The sequence below is a fragment of the Thermostichus sp. MS-CIW-36 genome, assembly GCF_054059035.1.
Genome location: NZ_JBSSBR010000002.1, coordinates 130295 through 149839, shown reverse-complemented (window position 1 = coordinate 149839; position 19545 = coordinate 130295). Strand labels below are relative to the sequence as shown.

15 protein-coding genes and 2 pseudogenes are annotated in these 19545 nt (G+C 59.3%); 13 read left to right on the top strand and 4 right to left on the bottom strand.

Annotation, left to right across the window (positions count from 1 at the left end):
- The first annotated feature begins 77 nt into the window (after positions 1 to 77).
- The 4 genes from ACVWVQ_RS02040 to ACVWVQ_RS02025 are packed head-to-tail and all read left to right on the top strand — an operon-like array spanning position 78 to position 6171.
- Positions 78 to 626, top strand: coding sequence for a chemotaxis protein CheW (locus ACVWVQ_RS02040; protein ID WP_011430974.1), 549 nt, complete (start codon positions 78 to 80; stop codon positions 624 to 626).
- Between the two features lie 48 nt (positions 627 to 674).
- Positions 675 to 2912: a methyl-accepting chemotaxis protein gene (locus tag ACVWVQ_RS02035; RefSeq protein WP_457465439.1), complete on the top strand. Its 2238-nt coding sequence runs from the start codon at positions 675 to 677 to the stop codon at positions 2910 to 2912.
- Between the two features lies 1 nt (position 2913).
- Positions 2914 to 5685, top strand: a complete 2772-nt coding sequence (locus ACVWVQ_RS02030) for a hybrid sensor histidine kinase/response regulator (RefSeq protein ID WP_011434294.1) — start codon at positions 2914 to 2916, stop codon at positions 5683 to 5685.
- A 3-nt stretch (positions 5686 to 5688) separates the two neighbouring features.
- Positions 5689 to 6171 (top strand): hypothetical protein, encoded by a 483-nt coding sequence (locus ACVWVQ_RS02025; protein ID WP_414329976.1) that lies wholly within the window; start codon positions 5689 to 5691, stop codon positions 6169 to 6171.
- On the opposite strand, the gene ACVWVQ_RS02020 is transcribed toward ACVWVQ_RS02025, so the two are convergent.
- Complete coding sequence (locus ACVWVQ_RS02020) at positions 6147 to 6698, bottom strand: hypothetical protein (protein WP_457465442.1); 552 nt, start codon at positions 6696 to 6698, stop codon at positions 6147 to 6149. The genes ACVWVQ_RS02025 and ACVWVQ_RS02020 overlap by 25 nt on opposite strands.
- Positions 6699 to 6834: 136 nt before the next feature.
- Between ACVWVQ_RS02020 and ACVWVQ_RS02015 the strand changes: the two genes are divergently transcribed.
- A complete protein-coding gene (locus tag ACVWVQ_RS02015) occupies positions 6835 to 7812 on the top strand; it encodes an acetyl-CoA carboxylase carboxyltransferase subunit alpha (RefSeq protein WP_414349729.1) in 978 nt (325 codons plus the stop codon).
- Positions 7813 to 7950: 138 nt separating this feature from the next.
- Here ACVWVQ_RS02015 and ACVWVQ_RS02010 read toward each other — a convergent pair whose 3' ends face one another.
- On the bottom strand, positions 7951 to 9726 hold the full coding sequence (locus ACVWVQ_RS02010; protein WP_457506609.1) for a phospholipase D-like domain-containing protein: 1776 nt from the start codon (positions 9724 to 9726) through the stop codon (positions 7951 to 7953).
- Between the two features lie 101 nt (positions 9727 to 9827).
- On the opposite strand from ACVWVQ_RS02010, the pseudogene ACVWVQ_RS02005 reads away from it, so the two are divergent.
- A pseudogene (locus tag ACVWVQ_RS02005) lies at positions 9828 to 10385 on the top strand (transposase).
- A 28-nt stretch (positions 10386 to 10413) separates the two neighbouring features.
- Here the strand turns inward: ACVWVQ_RS02005 and ACVWVQ_RS02000 are convergent.
- The gene (locus ACVWVQ_RS02000) at positions 10414 to 11415 is read right to left on the bottom strand and encodes an RRXRR domain-containing protein (RefSeq protein ID WP_457506607.1); all 1002 of its coding nucleotides are present in this window, start codon (positions 11413 to 11415) and stop codon (positions 10414 to 10416) included.
- A gap of 335 nt (positions 11416 to 11750) precedes the next feature.
- Here ACVWVQ_RS02000 and ACVWVQ_RS01995 point away from each other — a divergent pair, with 335 nt between their 5' ends.
- The 4 genes from ACVWVQ_RS01995 to ACVWVQ_RS01980 all read left to right on the top strand — a co-directional run bounded on the left by ACVWVQ_RS01995 (position 11751) and on the right by ACVWVQ_RS01980 (position 14399).
- Positions 11751 to 11837: a fasciclin domain-containing protein gene (locus tag ACVWVQ_RS01995; RefSeq protein ID WP_414400693.1), complete on the top strand. Its 87-nt coding sequence runs from the start codon at positions 11751 to 11753 to the stop codon at positions 11835 to 11837.
- A gap of 67 nt (positions 11838 to 11904) precedes the next feature.
- On the top strand, positions 11905 to 12084 hold the full coding sequence (locus tag ACVWVQ_RS01990; protein ID WP_414349732.1) for a hypothetical protein: 180 nt from the start codon (positions 11905 to 11907) through the stop codon (positions 12082 to 12084).
- A gap of 190 nt (positions 12085 to 12274) precedes the next feature.
- Positions 12275 to 13777, top strand: a complete 1503-nt coding sequence (locus tag ACVWVQ_RS01985) for a DUF697 domain-containing protein (protein ID WP_457506605.1) — start codon at positions 12275 to 12277, stop codon at positions 13775 to 13777.
- Between the two features lie 268 nt (positions 13778 to 14045).
- Positions 14046 to 14399 (top strand): DUF6464 family protein, encoded by a 354-nt coding sequence (locus tag ACVWVQ_RS01980; protein ID WP_414349734.1) that lies wholly within the window; start codon positions 14046 to 14048, stop codon positions 14397 to 14399.
- Here ACVWVQ_RS01980 and ACVWVQ_RS01975 read toward each other — a convergent pair.
- The gene (locus ACVWVQ_RS01975) at positions 14396 to 15856 is read right to left on the bottom strand and encodes a BCD family MFS transporter (protein WP_457506603.1); all 1461 of its coding nucleotides are present in this window, start codon (positions 15854 to 15856) and stop codon (positions 14396 to 14398) included. The genes ACVWVQ_RS01980 and ACVWVQ_RS01975 overlap by 4 nt on opposite strands.
- 169 nt (positions 15857 to 16025) lie before the next feature.
- On the opposite strand from ACVWVQ_RS01975, the gene ACVWVQ_RS01970 reads away from it, so the two are divergent.
- The 3 genes and pseudogenes from ACVWVQ_RS01970 to ACVWVQ_RS01960 all read left to right on the top strand — a co-directional run bounded on the left by ACVWVQ_RS01970 (position 16026) and on the right by ACVWVQ_RS01960 (position 19324).
- Positions 16026 to 17027 (top strand): hypothetical protein, encoded by a 1002-nt coding sequence (locus ACVWVQ_RS01970; RefSeq protein WP_457506601.1) that lies wholly within the window; start codon positions 16026 to 16028, stop codon positions 17025 to 17027.
- 283 nt (positions 17028 to 17310) lie between these two features.
- Positions 17311 to 17622, top strand: a pseudogene (locus ACVWVQ_RS01965) (hypothetical protein); the annotation flags it as partial.
- Positions 17623 to 17857: 235 nt separating this feature from the next.
- A complete protein-coding gene (locus ACVWVQ_RS01960) occupies positions 17858 to 19324 on the top strand; it encodes a hypothetical protein (RefSeq protein WP_011434306.1) in 1467 nt (488 codons plus the stop codon).
- The last annotated feature ends 221 nt before the right edge of the window (positions 19325 to 19545 follow it).

Here is a 19545-nt window from a genome sequence, read left to right as displayed (position 1 = left end):
GCCTCCAGTTAGGATCCCTGTGATTATCACGAATTGTTCTTAGGAGATGTCTTAGAATTGGCAGAGCGAGAACGGCAATGGCGGTAGCTTTCTCCCCACACAGCCCTACTTCTACCCGTACCGGCGAGCTGTACTTACATCTACAGTTGGGGGTAGACTGTCGGGCCCTTTTGCCCATGGCATTTGCCCAGGAAGCTCTAATTGTTGGCCCGCACCACTTTACCCTTCTCCCCAACCAGCCCGCATGGGTGCTGGGCTTGTTCAACTATCGCAATCGCATTCTCTGGGGACTGGATCTGCCGCAATTTCTCGGCCTAGAGCCCTTGGACTTTGGGCAGCCCGAACACCACTTGGTGGTGATGCGCCCAGAATTTGGGGGCTCTGCATCGCCAGTGCGAACAGGCTTGGGCCTGGCAACCCAACACGTGAAAGGAGTAGCTCGAGTGCCCGCCGAGGAGATCCAACCCTTAACAAAAGCCCAGGCAGCACAAAACAACTTTCGACTGGAGAACTTCTACGACTCTTGCAAAGGGCTGGTGTTGGAAGGGGATGAGCCTCTCTGGGTGCTCGACCCTCTTGCCATTGTCCAAAAGCTCAACTCAGTTGATTCCTCGGCAAACCCTTGATCTTGGCGACCTTTTCCCCGACTTACCCTCACTTAAAGGCAAAATTCTATGGTTTCCTTCCGTCCCCTCTTTCTCAGGCCTGCTCCATCTTCCCGGCCCCAACGCAAAGTCGCGGGATCCCGCCTGGCCCTGGCAATCAGTTTTCCTCTGGGCATCAGCTCCCTGCTGTTTGCCGTCTCTGCCGGCAACGTAGCCCGCACCTATTTCGAGTTCGAGCCGGCGATCTCGCGGCAGTTCACCCTGCAAAACCTGAGCGATCAGGTGATCTATTTGGATGAAGTCTTGACCATGTCTGCCCGCATGGCCGCTGCCAGCGGGGATCTGTCCTGGGAAGAGCGCTACAACATCCATGTCCCTCAGTTGGATGAGGTGCTGGCGGAGATTCAGCAATTGGATCCCGCCTCTTACGAAGCCTATGCAGCCAAAACCACAGCAGCCAACATCAAGCTGGTGGAGTGGGAAGTGCAGGCTTTTGATCTGATTCGGGCCGGCGAGCAGGAACGGGCTTTCAACTTGCTGCACAGCCCTGAGTACGAAGAGCAAAAGCGCATCTACGCCGAAGGGATCAACCAAACCCTGGAGGCCATTCGCAGCAACATTCAGGCCAGGGTCCAGCTTTACGAGCAAGAGCTGCTGCAGGCTTTGATCTTTTCCGGCATCAGCTTCCCGATTCTACTGCTGAGCTGGGGGATCATTTTGATCCTGGTGCGCAACTTTGTGCGGGAACGCAACGCCACCTACGAGCGACAAGTTTCCGACACCCGACTGGCCCAGCGGTTTGCCGATATTGCCCGGATTCGCCAAGAGCAAGAGCTGATCGATCCCCTAACTGACTTGTTGGGCGAGATGCGCCAGCGCTTCGGTGCCGAACGAGTGGCCTTCTATCGCTTGACCGCTCCCGAAGAGGCGCAGGTTATCGCTGAATCTCACGACAGCCGCCTGCCCGACACCTTGGGCACCCTCCTCCGCAGGATCCCGGCTCCGATCCAGCAGGCTCTCCACGGCGGGCAAGTTTACGCTTTTGGCCCGGTGCCTAGGCCAGATCTGGGCGCCGACTACCTGCAGAGGCTGGCCACAGCCCAACTGAAAGCCGAGATGATAGCGCCGGTGGTGCGTGGCGATGAGCTTTACGGTTTTTTGGCAATAGGCCGCGCCCAAAGCCAGAGCTGGTCTGACGAAGAACAGAAAACCTTGGCAGAGCTGGCCAACCGCCTGGGTCAAGCTTTGGGTAACCTGGGGGCGCTGGAGCAAAAAGCCGTGGCCGCCCAGGAACGGGAGCGGTCGGAAGCGCTGCAAAGAGAGCTGCTGCAGCTTATCAGCGAGGTCACAGAAGCCTCGCGGGGGGATCTCACGGTGCGGGCGCAGCTAACAGCCGGACAAGTTGGCATCATGGCGGACTTTTTCAACGTCATTATCGAGAGCTTGCGCGACATCGTGATTCAAGTGCAGCAGGCCGCCGGTCAAGTCAACCAATCCATTGGTCGTGACGAGGCAGCCATTCGCGAGTTGGCCGAAGCCGCTCTCCGACAGGCCACCCAAATCGAAGAGACCTTGCGCTCTGTCGAGCAAATGACGCTCTCAATCGAGGAGGTAGCCGATAAAGCCCAACAGGCCGCCACCGTTGCCGAATCTGCCGCCGCCACGGCCATCAACAGCAGCTTGACTATGGATCGCACAGTGCAAAACATCCTGCAACTGCGGGAAACGGTGGCCGAAACGGCCAAGAAGGTGAAGCGGCTGGGGGAATCTTCCCAGCAGATTTCCAAGGTGGTGTCCTTGATCAACCAGATTGCGCTGAAAACCAACCTCTTGGCGGTGAACGCCAGTATCGAGGCAGCCCGTGCCGGCGAAGAAGGGCGAGGTTTTGCGGTGGTCGCCGAGGAAGTCGGGGCACTGGCGGCCCAGTCGGCAGAAGCCACCCGCGAGATCGAGCGCATTGTGGAAGGGATCCAACGGGAAACCGGCGAGGTGGTACAGGCGATGGAAACCAGCACCGGCCAGGTGGTGGAGGGAACCCGCTTGGTGGAAGCAGCCAAGCAGAGCCTGGGACAAATTGTGGAAGTCTCGCGGCAGGTGAACCAGCTCTTTCAGGCCATTGCCCGCTCCACCGATGCCCAGGCAGATGCATCTCAAACGGTGCGCCAGTTGATGCAGCAAATCGCCAACATTGCCGCCCAGACGGCGGCAGCCTCGCAGCAGGTGGCCAACTCTCTCCAGGCTACGGTGGCGGTTGCCCGTCAGTTGCAGACTTCTGTGTCCACCTTCAAGGTGGGGGAGGCGGTTTAGCATGGGGCCGAATCCCACTTCCCTCGACCCACGCGAGTGGCAGGTTAGGCTGCAGTTTTTGGACGAAGCCCAGGCTTACCTCGACACCCTGGAGGCAGGGGTGTTGGGCCTGGGATCCCAGAGTTTGGATCGCCCCCGTTTGGATCGCTTGCTGCGGGCTGCTCATTCCATCAAGGGCGGGGCGGCCATGATGGGCTTTCCGGTGCTTAGCGACTTGGCCCATCGCCTGGAAGATGGTTTCAAGATCTTGCAGGTGGATCCCCAAAAAGCCGACCCCGCAGTGGAGCGCAACCTCTTGGCGGCGTTGGATTGCATGCGCCAAATAGCCCAGCAGCACCGCCAGCAGCGGCTTTTGGACGAATCTTGGCTGGCAGAGCGGGTGCAGCCTCTTTTCGATCAATTGCGAGAGCAGTTGGGAGAGTTGCAGCCTGAGGACAACGTCCAAGTCCTGGCAGCAGAGGCCGGGGGCGATATGCGGGTGCTGCTGTTTGCAACCGAGGTGGAGGCCTGTCTGCAGCGGTTGGAAGGTGTGCTGGCCCACCCCGAGCAGCCCTGTTTGCGGGAGGAGTTTCTCATTGCTGCCCAAGAGCTGGGGGCGCTGGGGGAAATGTTGGATCTGCCTGCCTTTGCCACCCTGTGCGGCTCAGTAGTCCAAGCTCTGGAGACGCTGCCGCCAAATGCCAAGGAGCAGGTGTTGCCCGTTGCTCAGGCGGCTTTACAAGCTTGGCGACGCTCGCAGGCCCTGGTGCTGGTCGGTCAGGTCGCTCTTCTCCCCAGCTCCTGGGATCCGGCAGAGCCTCCAGTTTCCCCCCCGCCAGAAGCCCCTCCCCCTGCAATGGCAGGAGCCACCGAGCTGCCGGATTCGATTCCAGCCGGGGCCAAAAGCGCTGCCGAGATGCTACGGGTGCCGGCTCGCCCTCTGGAACAGTTGGGGGAGCTGTTGGGAGAGCTCATAGGGGAGCGCAACCGCTTAAACAGTCGCCTGCAACGGCTGCGGGAGCTGGTCAGCTTGTTCAAACGGCGGGTTCGCACTCTAGAAGAAACCAACAGCCGCCTGCGCAGCAGCTACGACCGCGTCGCTGCCACCGTGCCTGCTTCTGTGCTCTTGAAAAAAGAAGGGGATCCCGGCCTGACCTTGGCCGATACCTTTGACCTCTTGGAGATGGATCGCTATGGAGAGATGCACCTGCTGACCCAAGAGGTGATGGAAACCGTTGTGCAAATTGATGAGGTAACCCACGATATCGACACCACCCTGCAGGAGACCGAAGGCAGCGCCCGCCAGCTCAGCCGCCTCTCCAGGCAAATGCAAACCCGTCTCGACCAGGTGCGCATGCAGCCTCTATCGGATTTGACGGATCGCTTCCCCAGAGCGCTGCGGGAGCTGAGCTTAGCCCATGGCAAGCCCGTGGAGCTGCGGGTCTTGGGGGGATCCACCCTAATCGAGCGCTCGATTTTGGAGGCCTTGGCGGATCCCTTGTTGCACTTGGTGCGCAACGCCTTTGACCACGGCATCGAGGCTCCAGACACCCGCCTGGCCCAGGGCAAGCCGGCCAAGGGCCTCATCGAAATTGCCGCCAGCCAACGGGGCAACCGCACTCTGATCACGGTGCGAGACGATGGGGCAGGGATCTGTCTGGATAAAATCCGGGCCCGCGCCTTGCAGATAGGGTTTTCCGCTGCCGACCTGGCTGAGGCCAGCTCCCAGGAGCTGCTGGAGTTGATCTTCCAGCCGGGCTTCAGCACCGCCGAGCGAGTCAGCGAGCTATCTGGACGGGGAGTGGGTCTAGACGTGGTACGCACCAACCTGCAACGAATTGGCGGCCAGGTGCAGGTGGAATCTTGGCCGGGACGGGGCACGCTGTTTACCCTCACTCTGCCCGTTTCTTTGAGCGTCACCCGCGTGCTGCTGACAGAATGCCAGGGGTTGATGTTGGCTTTTCCGGCCAACGCAGTGGAAGAATTGCTTATCCCCCCGCAGTTGCCTGCCGATTCCTTTCTCTGGGAAGGGGAGCAGATCCCTTTAATTCCTGTGGGCCACTGGTTTCGCTTCGCGCGCTGGCAGCCTCGCCGGGAAATTGACGAGACCCCCCTTCTCGACCGACCTGTGGTGCTGCTGGTGGTAGAAGACAACCGGCCCTATGGCCTGTTGGTGGATCGCTTTTGGCGGGAGCAAGAGGTAACTCTGCGCCCGGTGGAGGGAGGTCTGCCTCTGCCGTCGGGATTCTCCGGCTGTACGGTTTTGGCCGATGGGCGAATCGCTCTTTTCGTGGATCCGCCTGCCCTCTTGAGCTGGCTGCTCGCCCAGCGGGATCAGCCCTGTCAGTCGGCAAGGGATCCCCTTCCCCAGCCCAGGTTTGCCGCCCAGCCCACCCTGCTGGTGGTGGAAGATTCGGTCAACGTGCGCCGCTTCTTGGCCATGACCCTAGAAAGAGCAGGGTTCCGGGTTGAACAGGCTCGCGACGGACAAGAGGCCCTCGAGCACTTGCAGAGAGGAATTCCCATCCGAGCGGTGATTACCGACATTGAAATGCCGCGGCTGGATGGCTTTGGCTTGCTGGCCCAGATTCGTGCCCACCCCCTGTATGACCAGCTTCCCGTGGTCATGCTCACCTCCCGCAGTGGCGAGAAACACCGCCAACTGGCCCAGCGGCTGGGAGCCAGCGCCTACCTCTCCAAGCCCTTCCAGGAACAGGAGCTGATCCAAAAGCTGCGGCAACTGCTGCAACCAGCCTCTTCGGCACCTTCCACCGGCGTTTTGATGGCGAGGTAGTCCATGCCCCTGCTTTCCCCTCTGCGCCTGCGTCGTCTGGCTCGGCAAGAACAACTGAGAAACCGGCAGACCTTGATTACTTTCCAACTGGGCTCCTACTGCTTCGGCCTCCCTGTTGATCGGGCGCGGCGAGTTTTTAGCTGGGCAGAGTTTCAGCTTGCTCAGGAGGGCGGCCCCCAGCTTTTGGATACCGGTCGTTTGTTGCTGGGCCGAGGGATCCCTTTTCAACCGGAAGGGGTTATTCTGTTGCAGCCAGGCAGTTCTGAGGACGGATTGTCCGACCAGATCGACAACCCAGAAACAGGGGCTCTGCCCATTCCCACTCAGCCCCTCCTGCGCCGTCTGCCCTCTTCCCAGTTGCAGCCTCTCCCCAGCCGCTATGCAGCTCAGGCCCGCCAACGGGGTATTGTGCAGTGGATCCCGCCAGCCGAAGGCCAGCTCCCCCTGTTGGTGTTCGACCCTCATCTCTGGCCTGCCTGTTCTTGAGCGGGGAGAAGGGGCAGTTGCAGCTCTGGATTCTCCACGCGGGTTAGCTCCCAGCGAAAGGGCTCCCCACCCCGTCGCTGCCAATTCAATCGGAAGGGTTGCTCCAAGGCGTTCACCTGATCCCGCGTCAGGTTGGCTAAGGGGCCGCCGGATCCCTCGATCACAAACCAGAGGGTGGCCCGTCCTTGGCGACTGGGATCCCCTGGGTCGAGCTGCACCTGCAGCGCTTGGGGTTGGAGGCGCAAGCGAAAAAATTGGCCGAAGATCTCGCGGCTGTAGGCCAGCGCCCGCTGCTTGTTCAGGCCCCAACCATCGCTATAGGCCTCAGAGACCAACATCTCCACCTGATCCCAGTTGCGCTGCTCCACCGCCCGCAGCAATCTCTGGGTGTGGGCCCGGATTTGCCGCTCAGGCCGCCCGTATTGCCAAAAGGCTCCCACCCCGATAGCCAAGACGACGGATCCCACCACCCCCCAGCGCAGCCAGGGGGGAAGGGGTGAAGGGGGAGAAGAGACAGAAGCAGACAAGGGATCCCTCTTGGGCAGTAGGGGGATTGCTCCCTCTAGCCTACGGGATCTACATGTGAGAAGATCAAAGCCTGACCCCGAAATCTGTGCAGCCTCTGCCGGTCACAGCACGCTCCCGAAATTTAGCCAACCGGTCATGACCAAGTCCAACGACCGCCTACTGCTGGAGTTTGAGCAGCCTGTCGCCGCCCTAGAACAACGGATTCAGGAAATTCGGGCCTTGGCAGAAGAAAACGACATCGATGCCTCTGAGCAAATTCGCCAATTGGAAGCCAAAGCCGAAGAGCTGCGCCGTGAGATCTTCAGCCAGCTCACGCCAGTAGAACGGCTCCAGGTGGCCCGTCACCCCCGCCGCCCCACCACCCTGGATTACGTACAGACCATCTGTGACGACTGGTTTGAGCTGCACGGGGATCGCCACGGCCAGGACGATCCAGCCATTGTGGGCGGGTTGGCCAAGCTGGGGGAGCAGCCGGTGATGATCCTCGGCCACCAAAAGGGTCGCGACACCAAAGACAACATCCACCGCAACTTTGGGATGCCCAATCCCGCCGGCTACCGCAAAGCCCTGCGGCTGATGGAACATGCCCACCGCTTCGGCCTGCCCCTGCTCACCTTCATCGACACGCCGGGGGCTTACCCAGGCGTCAAGGCGGAAGCTGAGGGCCAAGGAGAGGCCATTGCCACCAACTTACAAACCCTCTTTCGGCTGGAGATCCCCATCATCTGCACCGTCATCGGCGAAGGGGGATCGGGCGGAGCCTTGGCCATTGGGGTGGGCAACCGCATCCTGATGTTCGAGCACGCCGTCTACTCCGTGATCTCGCCGGAAGGCTGCGCGGCTATTCTCTGGAAAGACGCCAAAAAAGCTCCCCAAGCGGCGGCAGCCCTGCGCATTACCGCCCAAGACCTGCTGCAACTGGAGGTGATCGACGAGATCCTGCCAGAGCCGGTTGGCGGCGCCCACCGCGCGCCCTTGGAAGCTGCTCAAACCCTCAAAGAGGCTCTTCTCAGGCATCTCAAGGAACTTTCTAGCCTGAGCGGGCGAGAATTGCGCGAGGAGCGCTACCAAAAGTTTCGCCGCATGGGAGCGTTTCTGGAGCTTTCTGAATAGACTTATGCATCCCTGAAATGACTATATTTGGGGTTTAATTTGGGGTTTATTCGAGGGGAGAGGCTCTTTAGGAGCTGCTCTGGGATGAACTTCCGAAAGCACTCCGCGCCCTCAACCTGACTAAGAGGGGGCTAACTCCTACCAGGTTACCCGATCCCGCAGTTGCTCAATCCGGGCTGGGCCAATGCCATTGACCCGTTGCAGATCCTCCAAAGAGGAGAAGGGGCGGGCCTCGATAATGCGCTGCGCCAGGGCGGGGCCAATGCCGGGCAACTGTTCCAGCTCCGCCGCCGTGGCCGTATTCAGGTTAACGCGAGGGGATCCCCCAGGAGACGCCACCGGAAAAGCAACCGACGGGGAAGGGGATCCCGCCTCAGGAGGAAGAACGACCTCGACTTCCAGCAGCTCCGGCTCCGGTTCAGGCAAGGAAGCGGCAACGGGGACGGGGTTGGGGCAGCGACGGGACGCCTCTTCTGCCTGCTGTTGCAAGCGGCGGCTGGGGCCAAAACGGGCCTCGGCCATCAGCCGGTCGAACTCCCGCACAAAGTGATCCACCACTCGGCCATTGCGGATGATCAGGAAGTTTTCGTCGTTGAGGTGGTTGGCCGAGACCGACCAGTTGTTGGATCCGGTGATCACCGTGGCCTGAGGAGTGCCGGGATCGATGATGGCAAACTTATGGTGCAGCTTATCGCCGGGGGCGAGGTTGGGTATGCCTACAGACTGGGCCGGCAGCGTCCAGGGCAGGCGCGCCGCCTCCACCTGGCACTTTTCGTCGGGGAGCAACAGCCCCCACATCTCCAGGGTGCGGCTGTAGTCCCGGAAGGCAAAACCAGGATCGAACACCCCGCGGATCTCCACGTTACGCTCCTGGCGCAGTTGCCTGAGCTGGTTGGCAATGCCCGGATCCGTAAAGACGAACAGAGCCAGATCCACCTGTCGCCGGGCTTGGGCCAGGGTGGCGGCGATGATGCCGTTGGAGGTGGCTTCATAGGGCAGGGAGCGGCTGGCAGGAGAAAAGTGAACCCCCACAATGGCATCGCCAAGGTACACCGTTTCCAGGGGACGCTTGAGCTTCTGCACGCCGAAGCGGCTATCGGGCAGGCCGCCAGGACCATCGCCCCACATGAGATCAAATTCCTCGGTGTAGAGGCGGGCCAGCTCCGGGCTGTCCAGCAGCAGCAGATGGTTGGCATTGCCGACACTGCCAGGCGCATCAAAGTCCCCGTGAATATCAGAGAGCGTGAAATTGGCCGATCCGGTCAAGACTTTCTGCCCGTCGATCACCACAAATTTGTGGTGCATCAGGCCGCTGCCCTTGGAGCCATCGGCGGTATCATCCAGCCAGGGCACCCGCCCCCCATCCAGCAAGGCGTACACATCTCGGCTGGCAATCTCCTCGGGAGAAAACCGTCCATCGCGGTTCACATCCACCAGGTTGCGGTACTCCTCGAACTTGCGACGGCTGCGCTCGTCCAGCGCCTGCACTTCGGCAGGGGTGAGCTGGTGCCAGGCTCGCACGTAGGTGTTTTCAGTAATAAAACGCACAGGGATCCCCGCCTGCCGCCGCTCCACCAGAGCCTGGGCAATCAGGGGTAGGTTCAGCTCCTGCACGGCAATATCCACCGACTGCCGAGCGGAGCGAATCTGGGAAATGATGAACTCTTCCAGGTTGTAGCCGTAGCGGCGGATCTGGCGGTAGGGATCCCGATAGGTGCTCTCGCGGCTTTGGTTGAACACCACCCGGATGCGGGGGTGCTGCGGCAGAGGGGCCAGGGTGGGCAGCTCCGGCTCTTGGGGGTAGGGTCTGGCCCGAGGACCCACCCAGTAGCCGATCAAGACCAGAATGAGAAGCAGAGCAGCCCAGGGCAGCCAGCGGCGGAGTTGCCGCAACCACGACTGGATCCCGTTCATCGAAAAAACTAGGCTGTGTTTACTTTTAGTATGAGGTGAGGATAGTTTTTGGGCAAGGTCTGATGAGTTGCCTTGTCATAGATGACAATAAATAGCAAAAGATTCTGGCTTTTCTGCGAACAGAACCCCACATTGGCAAAGAGGCAGGATGCAAGCGGTTTATCGAGGGCGTGCTGTGGATGGCTCGTTCTGGCTCCCCCTGGCGCTACCTCCCGGAAAGATGTGGAAAGTGGTACACCGTTTACCCAAGATTCCATCACTGGAGTCGCTTGGGAGTCTGGGAAAGAATGTTTCAGTTCTTCATCACAGAACCCGATTGAGAGCATCTTATCCTGGACTCAACTATCGTTCGTGCTCATCCCTGTGCAGCCAGAGGGGAGCAAGCCTTGGGCAGGAGTCGAGGTGGATACAGCTGGCAAAAAGAACGCACGAAAGTGATAAGGGAGAGTCGGGTGGTGATTCCTTCTAGGAAGAAGAGGAGGGTGGTGCGAGATTACGACCGGCATGTTTACAGAGAGAGGCACCTAGTAGAGTGCTTTTTTCAGAAGCTAAAGCAGTATCGGCATTTGTTTTCTCGTTTTGACAAGTTGGCCAGGAACTTCTTGAGCTTTCTCTACTTCGCAGGTGCTCTCTTCTGGCTAAAGATCAACACAACCTAGGTCTGAAACCCCGCTCTTGAGGGCGGCTTTACTCTCCATAAAACCTCCAGGAACAAAAGCATAAGTACCGCACATCCTCTCTTTTGGCGCTCTGCGTCAACCTCTTCCCGCTCCGTAAGCAATGCAAACTTAACCTCCCCCCAGAACTGCCACCCACAAAAGTGAGCCCCCACCTGGGATGACGCACCAAACTGCCGCGCTTCAAACCCAGACTGATAGTCCCCCCGTAGGGCAGTCTTTTCCCACCTTTGGCCGGTTGCAAACGATGCAGTTGACGACGATGAAACCGTAGAGGAACTACTATGAGCATCTGCCGGTTGTCAGGTTGCAGGTGCCCACCGGTTACGGAGTTAGCCAACACCCACGCATCCACGCAGTGAGCCTCAAAGACCTCGGCTGTCTTTTTGTTGGTTTTCTTCAGCCCAAGGGCGTCCCGCATCTGCTGGGTTTCCCACCCTGAGCGGATCAACACTTGCCCCAAGCCCGCTAGTTGTTGATAAAACCACTGCTTACCCACCTCTAGGGGGGAGAAAGACACGTCCCAGCGACGCTGGCCTGAGGTCTTCGCCTTAATGTCCTCCACCACAAATACGGATATGGGAAACAACTTGCTCAGCCACCTGGCAAGACAGAGCTTCCACTGCCACCGAGCCTTGGTGGAAGGGGGCAATCCGCCTCTAGCCCGGTTCGCTCTCGGTTGCCGACAGGGCGTTTGGCGATACCGCCTCAACCGACGCATGTTTCGACGCTGCTCAACATGCTCCTTCACCCAATTAACCGCGTCCGCTTGGATGTTGAGGTAGGTGTGTGCGGCTGATTTGACCGACCACCCTTCTTTCTTGCTTCTTGGGTCAATACCGACGGCTATGGGTTGGGTTTGCCGGTCAGAAGGTTCCCCGTTGAGACGAACACAAAACACCCCTCTCTTCCAAAAGGGAGTAGCCTTGCCGGATTTAACCCACCGCCTCGCCCGGCTGGGAGTGGTCGGCATGAGGGGGTTTTGGTTGTGGTCTACGACGGGCACGAACATGCGGTAAGTCTCCTTGCGGAGTATGTACATCCCTTCGCCCCTGGCCGACGTAGAGGTAGCAAACTAGGGAAGCATTCGCTACGTACTTTGGGCTGCCACGCCCAGTCGGCTCAGTCTCCTTCAAACGCCCCCCATGACTGGGTTGCTTGGGCAGGCTAGTCTTTCCTTGCCCTTGGGGTTTCAGGCTGGCTAGGCCCTACTCCCACAAGCCCCCAGCTAAGAATGGGGGTACTTGACGGCCTTTCTCCTCTCCAGCAATCACAGCCCCAGGATACCGAACTTTACGGCAGCTGTTTCTGCGCCAAGGTGCTCTCTGCTCTACTCTAGGGCCACCCGTGAGAGAAAGGCTTTTGACCGCCGATATTCGAGCTGCCAACGGCATCATCCACGTCATCGATGCAGTCTTGATCCCGCCGCGTTAGGCATTGGGCCACCACTTCGGGCATCATAGAAGCATCGAGATCCAGCACTTTATTGGGGAGATTCAGCGTGGAGCGGCCTAAGTGGGTAGCAATCGTTACAGGGATCCTGGCCATTGCTCTGGGGGTGGGCTACTTGCTGCTGGCACAGCTGTTGGATTATCGCGGGGGCGAGTTTTTGCCGGCACCGCTGGAGCCGCCGGCGATTTTGGGAGAGGGGATCCCTGGCTCATTGGGCCGGTTGAGCTGAGGGTGTTTTTGACTCCCCGCTCCCTTCTCTGGTCTCTTGCTCAGCTACTTCTCAGCAAAGCTCTCGACAAAAAAGCTCTCGACAAAACTGTATGCTCAGCTACAGCAAGCCCTATGCTGGAGAAGCGACTCGGATGGCTCAGCAATTTTGGGTTGCTTGATTTGAAGATTTGGGCAGGCTGTGGGTTGGGATGGTGCTGTCGCGCTCCACTTGGGTGTGGTTGTGGGCAGGGCTGGGTTTGGCGGCCCTGAGCCAATATCTGCAATGGGTTAGCGGGATCTATAGCTTTATCGCCCCCCATTCGTTGCCGCTGGCGGATCTGGCAGTGGCCGGGATCCTGGGAGGGACAGCAGCAGCAGGTCTGGCAGCGCGCCATTGGTGGCAGCAGGCTGGCCGACGGCAAAGTACTCCAAACCAGCGGACACAACCGCTGCGGCGGGTTAAGTTAACTCGGAATCAGGTGCAAGCCGATCTGGAAGATGCCGATCGCCTGATCCAGAAGCTGCAGAATGACATCAGTCGCCGTGCCCTGCGTGCCAAGCTGCAAGAGATCAATCAGCGGCTTAACCAGGAGGAATTGCATCTGGTGGTGTTCGGCACCAGTTCCGCCGGCAAGACCTCGTTGATCAATGCCTTGATGGGCCGACCAGTGGGCGAAACAGCCCCCACCCTGGGCACCACCCAGCAGGGATCCATCCACACCTACCAATTGGAGGGCTGGAACGGCCCCATTTCCCTTACCGACACACCTGGGCTGCTGACGATTGGGGGAGCAGGGGAAGCGGAAGCCCGCGACTTAGCCCAGAAAGCCGATCTGCTGATCTTGGTGGTGGCCGGAGACCTGCTGGCTTCGGAATATGCCGAAATGCTGGAGTTGGCCCGGCTGGGCAAATCCGCCATCCTGGCCCTCAACAAAACCGATCAGATGCTGCCGGAGGATGTGGAGACCATCTTGACCCATTTGCGCCGGCGCACTGCCGGTGTGATCCCTGCCGAACAGGTGGTGGCCATCGCCGCCGATCCAGAGCCCCTCAAGGTTCGCTACTACTCCGAAGATGGCTCTGTGTGGGAAACTTGGGAGCCGCAGCCCCCCGAGACAGAGGCCCTCATTCAACAAATGGCTCACCTGCTGCAGCAGAAGGGATCCCACCTGCGCTTGGCCAATGCCTTGTTGCAAACCCGAACTCTCAGCGAAGCCGTCCAGCAGGCCCTCCAAGAAGAACGTCGCCAACAGGGTCGCCAGATCGTGGAACGGATGCAGTGGGCCACCGCTGCTGCCCTGGCGGCAAACCCTCTTCCTGCTTTGGATGTGCTGGCAGGAGTAGCCATTCAGGCGCGCATGATTGGGGAACTGCACCAGGTGTTTGACCGACGCATTACCTTGCGCCGGGCCCAGCAAATTGCCCAGAGTTTGGCGCAAATGGTGGTGCAACTGGGGGGGCTGGAGCTGGCCACTCAGGCTTTGGGCTCTCTGCTCAAGGCCAGCCCCTTGATGGTGATGGGGATCCCCCTGCAGGCAGTGACGGGGGCCTACCTGACGCGGGTGGCGGGGCTCAGTTACCTAGAGTGGCTGTCCTCTGGGGATCCCTGGCAAGAGGAAATCCTGCAAGAGCGGATTAGGCAGCAGCTCCAAAACCGTCATCCTCTGGCCTTTCTCACCCAACTGGCCCGCCAAGCCCATTCCAATAGCTAGTCGAAGCATCCATCTTTTCGCCGCCGCAGGCCCAACCTATCCCGTTCTCCGCCCGCCGCAGAAAATCCATTACACTGAGTACAGCTTTTTCTAACTTAACTTTGTAGAAGTTCTGTAGATTAGCAGGCTCCAGGTCACACAAGAGAGAACATTTGTACCAGCCATACTCAGTGTTGCCGGAAAAAGTTGCACAATTTGTTAATCACCAAGTCAAGCCCAGTCCATCATTTTGTAGTCTGCTGCCCTAAACTGGCTCCGTTTGCGCCTTATGTCTTCCATCAACCCGACCTTGCCCATTCAGTGGATCGACGCGGATTCGGGAGAGGTGGTGGAAGAATGCCCTTGGGAGAGCAGTCCCCATCCGGGCACCTACGTCCAACTGGCAGAGCAGCACTACCTGGTTCTGGAAAAGCGTCATTCCTACCGGCTCCGGCAAGGCAAATACCACCTGTGTGGGATCCGCGCCCTGGTGCGTTCGGTCACCCCACCTCAGGAAGTGGGAAGGTTCCTGGGGGATCCCTCCTGTCGGTTTAATGCTCACTCGCCCTTGCTGCGTTGTGCCGTCAACCCCAGCGGGCCCTGTCAGGGCTGCCCCCACTACGAGTCGGCCCCGCGTTGCTAGCCCTCCAGCTCCAGAGCCAACACCTGGGTCAGCGCACGGTTGGTCTTTTCGCGAAACTCGGCCACGCTCACCCGTCCCAGCAAATACACGGCCAGCAACATCACCGCTGCCTCCACCCCAAAGACGGTGGCATAGGCAAGCACTGAAGAAGTGGGGAAGAGAATGCGCCCCAGATCGAGCAAAGCCCCGCCGAGCAAGGTGGAAACCGCCTGGGACATGGCCTGGGCCAGACCCCAAGCCCCGATAAAGGTGCCTGCCGTCTCCGCTGCCGTCAAGTCCAACATGAGGCTAATGGCGCCATTGGTGGTGATCCCAGAAGCCAAACCAAACAGGATCATGCACAGTTGCAACAGCCGTGAATTGCCTGTAAACCCTGAGGCAATGGTCAGCCCAAAAGAGATTGCCACCAGAAGGCAGCCCAGACGAGCCGTTGTCTGCTTGCCCAGCTTAGGCACGATGAAAAATCCGGTCAGCACAATCCCCACCAAAATGCCCAAACTCCAAAAGGCATTGAGTTGGGTGCTCTGGGCCACCGTCATGCCAAACACCTCGCCACCATAGGGTTCTAGGATCGGCTGTTGGATAAACAGGCCCATGGTCATCAACACCAAGAAGCCGAAAAAGATCAGGGTTTGGCGGCTGGCGGTCAGCACCTTGATGGCCGTGCCAAGGGTGATTTGGTCTTCCCGTCCGGCCAGGGTGGAACGGGATCCGTAGCGGGAATAGCGCTTTTCCACCCCCCAGGTAGCAACCACCCCCAGCAGGATCACCACGGCTGGAATGATGATGAAGAGGCGATTAATGGTGCTCTGCAGGTTGTCCGGATCCAAGCCCCGCAGCAGAACTGCCGAGCCAATGGCCCCGCCGGCAATCCCCACCATCAACATGGACCAGACAATCCCCACCAACTTAGAGCGGTTGTCCTCCTCTGACACATCCACCAGCAAAGCCGCAAAAGGTGTGGAGCAGGCGCTGAGGCAGAGACCATAAAGGGCAAACATCAAACAGGCCAAGCCTATCCAGCCATAGGTGGCTCCAGACCAGCCCGTAGCCGCAAAGCTCTCCCCCAAACCCCACACCACCTGCACCCCCAGGAAGATGCAGACCGCAAACAGCACCGATCCCAGACGCACATAGCCGGTGCGATGCAGGCCAAACAGGGGCTTGGCATCCGAGAGCTGCCCAAACCAAACCCGAGCCGGGGAGACCAACTGGTGCATGGCCAGGGATCCTCCCACCACTGTTGCCGGGATGGCCAGCAGATCCGTGTCGATCATGACGCGGTTCAGCACTCCCAGAGTGAGCAGCGACATCATTCCCAAGCCCATTTGAAACAGGCCCAGGCGGAACATGACATGCAGCGGCAAAGACTGAACCTGCACCTGAGGCTCTGGAGAAGCTGGAGTTACAGAAGCCACAGAAGCGTTGACCTCGGGATCCCGGCGGATATTGGCCATGATCTGGAATGATTCGAAAGGGTGCTACAGCTTTTTATCGTAGCCCAGGCGGCCTGGGATCCCGGCAAAAGCATGGGGTTGCCAAAAGTGAAACCGCCACACCCTCTCCCCTTTTGGGAGCTATTGTCAGGGTATAGTCCCCCAATTTCCAATCCTCAGGAATATTGCTATGCGCGCCCCCATCCCCTGGCTGCTGAGTTCACTGAGCTGGGTGGGCATTTCCCTGGCCGCTCCGCCGATGGTGTCTACTTCTCAGGCAACCCCTATGGATTTTCCCCTCCACCAGTCCCTTTCTTCCCCCTCGCCTTCAGAGTGGGCAGAGTACTTGGCCTACAGGCAGGTGATTGACCAGACGATCTCCATGACCTGGGATCCGCAAGCGCGAGCCTTGGCAAAGCAGTATGGGCTGGATATCTTCAACATCACCTGGGAAGATACCGGACGCCACAAGGGATCCGCCCTTGGCCCCAACATCAGCGACATGACCATCCAGGTACAACAGCTCAACCCCAGAACGGGCCGCTACGAGCTGAGCCTGATGCCGGTGATCCGCTACCCCAACTTTGCCGATCTGTCTGCCGACCTGCCCCTCGATAGCCTACAGGTGCTGGTGGGCAACGAAAAAGGAAAACCCCTGCAACCCGTGTCGTTGCGAGAGCTGCTGGGGAATCTGCGCCGCTACTTACATGATCCCGGCTCTTGGGCCGGCAACCGGAACTCCCTGCTGGCTCCACGGGATAGCCATGTGTTGGTGAGCGCCCAAGCTGCCTTTTTGCCTATCCCTGTCGGGGGCTCTGCCCAATTCAACCCGGTGTTGTTCAACTACCAATCCTATCCCGGTAACCCAGCCGTGCTGGCAATCTTGGCCACCCGCGAGGGCACCAGCATTACGGTGATCGAGAACCGCACCGAAGATAGGGTGGGCGGGGCTATTTGGGGCCAGCGCCTTTTCTTCAATCAAAACGGTGAACGGGCCAGCCTCACCGGGCAGCGCCTCAGCGATTTTCGGGCTGAGCAAGCCGCCAACCCAACCCCCAGAGATCCCCATTCGGCGGAAGTAGCAGAAGAAGCCCTGAACCTGGTGATGGTGATCCAAGTACCTGATACATTCACGCTGAACTCTCCTGAACATGGTTCAGGAAAGAAGCGATCGCATCCTGCCTATCTCTGAGCAGGAAGGCGGTATCCCGCAAAGCCCTGAGGAATACCCCCCGAGCGCTTTCCCCCTTCACTTCCCGGCAACCGTTGCAGTGGACTCAAGGATCAGGGGGAAACTTGGTCTACTATATCCCTCTCAATGACTTTTGCCAAACCGCCTAAAGCTCAGTAAATTCAGCAAAGTTCAGGGTTTTGGGGGTTAGAGGCATGCTCTCCAGCAGCGGCAGCCGCCGCGAAGGGAAGTTGAGGATATCTCTGTCAAGTTTTTCGGACCCGCAGACGACCTGGCCGGCCTCAGCAATGTAGAAGCCGCTGTCATCGGACATGGAGAGGTAGAGGGCCCCTTCACCGAGATCAACAACCTGGACATCGAGCGGGATCCCCGCTTTCCCATTCGGGTCACGGTCCAGTTCTACAAAGCCACCGACAATGGCGTGGTCTCTGCTGAAGACATGGCCCAAATCCACCATCAAATTGCCCGCGTCTATCGAGAGGCCGACTATGTGGGCAGCTTGGTGCTTCAGCGGGACACAGGCCGACCTACGGAGTACGACCGTGATGCAGAGACAGAGCGCCCCTTTCCCTTTCCTGGGTGGCCGTGGCGTTAGGGTCTGCTGCGCATTCTTCCCACAACCTGCAAGCGGGTGGCAGCATCTTCTCGCCCTAGAGTTTCTCTACTACACTGACAACTGACCTGGTGCCAAGAGGAGGGGGTGTCGGCCCGATATCCTCGGCAAGGTCTGGGTCTGTAGAGGCGGTTGCCAAAGTATCCTCTTTTGAGGCGGAGGTGCTTGCCTGTACCAGCTCTTGCCCAAGGCAGTGGGGAGCTTTTCCTGCAACACTATGGCTGACGCAGTTCCCGTTCGGCGCTACGACCTGTTTGTGCAGGCTTCCCGGCTGCTGCAGCGCTACCGGCAGCTCACGCCGGAACTCCGTCCCATAGGGCTGGAGGTGGCCCTGGCCATCCAGTATCACCGCGCTCAGGCCGGATCGGGATCCCTGCTGCCTTGGGTGGGATCCCCTCGCGGACTGCCCTTGCAGCAAGTGGCCCAGCGCATTTGCGACCCGTTTTACAGCAAAACCCACCCTCTTTTGCCGACCCTACCCGAAACCGGCGAGCCTTTGGTGTGGCCTCTGTTCAACCAAGGGGAAAACGGCTTGATCCGGCCCCTGGCCCCGAGCAAAGTGGGCGGGAAACTGGCGGAACGGCGCTGGCTCAAAGCCTGCAACAGCCAGGAAGGGATCGGCTGTCATGCCTTGGCGGCCCACCTGTGGCAGGACGAGCGCTTTTTGGCCGAAGACCGGGATCTCTGTCCTTTCCGCCTTTATGATGGGCGCTACCCCTTGAGCGTGGATCAAGGGCGACAGACTTGCGGCTTTGACGATCACCCCTGTGGCTGGCAGCCGGGACACCCCAAAATGTTGCAGGTGGTGGGCAAAGGCAAACAGGCCGAGATCCTGCTCCCCCACTGGACGGATGACATGTGGGCGATGCTCATTCCCTCCCATCGTCCGCTGCCGATTTACCCGCTCTTGGTGATGCTTTACTTTGGCCAAGAAACTTTGCAAAAGGGGCGGAGCAGCCTCTCCATCGAGCAATTTCGTCTGGATTTTCAGTTCAGCCAGTCTCAACTGCGCCTGTTGTTCGACACCCACCCTGAGCACCCCTTGAATCGACACCTGCTTACCTGGGCTCAGCAGCCAGAGGTGGAGTGGGGATCCACAGAACTCTTGCCCCAGATGCCGCCCCTCCTGCATCAACCTGCTGGGGGCAAGGTGGTTTTGGATCCCGATGAGCCGCCCCAGTTCCGCAGCAGTGGGATCCCTCACAGCGCCGGGACAGACCCGCTGATGGCAGAACGCCGCCGTCGACGTCAGTTGGAGCGCAGCGAGCGCCACAACGAGATCTTGCACCAGTTTCGCCGCTGGTTCCGCCTGGCAGGATTGGAAGTCCGGGAGGATCAGCATACCTTTGACTTTTTGGCCGTGGCGGACGGGCATCTGCTTTTGGCCGAAGTGAAGCTCCTGCACCACAAGGATGCGGCAGAGGCTTTGCAGGAAGTGGTGGGACAGTTGCTCTACTATGAGCGCTTTGCCCTCGGCCCTTGGATCGAGCAGGGCTTTTCCGTTCAGAAGGCCGCCGTTTTCGATGGACCGCCGCCGGATCCCTATGTGCGATTTCTAGAAGACCTGGGCATTGCCACCTACTGGATCAACGAGCAGCAGATGATCGATGGACCAGAAAACTCTTTACGCCTGCTGCGCCAGATGGGGGTGCGGGTACGACCGGATCCCGAATTGGGGGATTAGGGGAAAAAGCCTGCCCATATTCTCCCCTGAGTTTTGACTCAGGCGGGGGTAACTTCTTGTCTTCTTAAGCGTACCTTAGCTGCCCCTTTACTCAGATTCCTTCCTGAAGATGGTATCCATATAGTCCATATAGACGGTAAAAATACGGGATCCTTTGAAGTTTCGGGAGGAGTGAAGCAGATGTGGTCTAGGGTTACTTCGCGTCGTGTTGCCCAATCAAT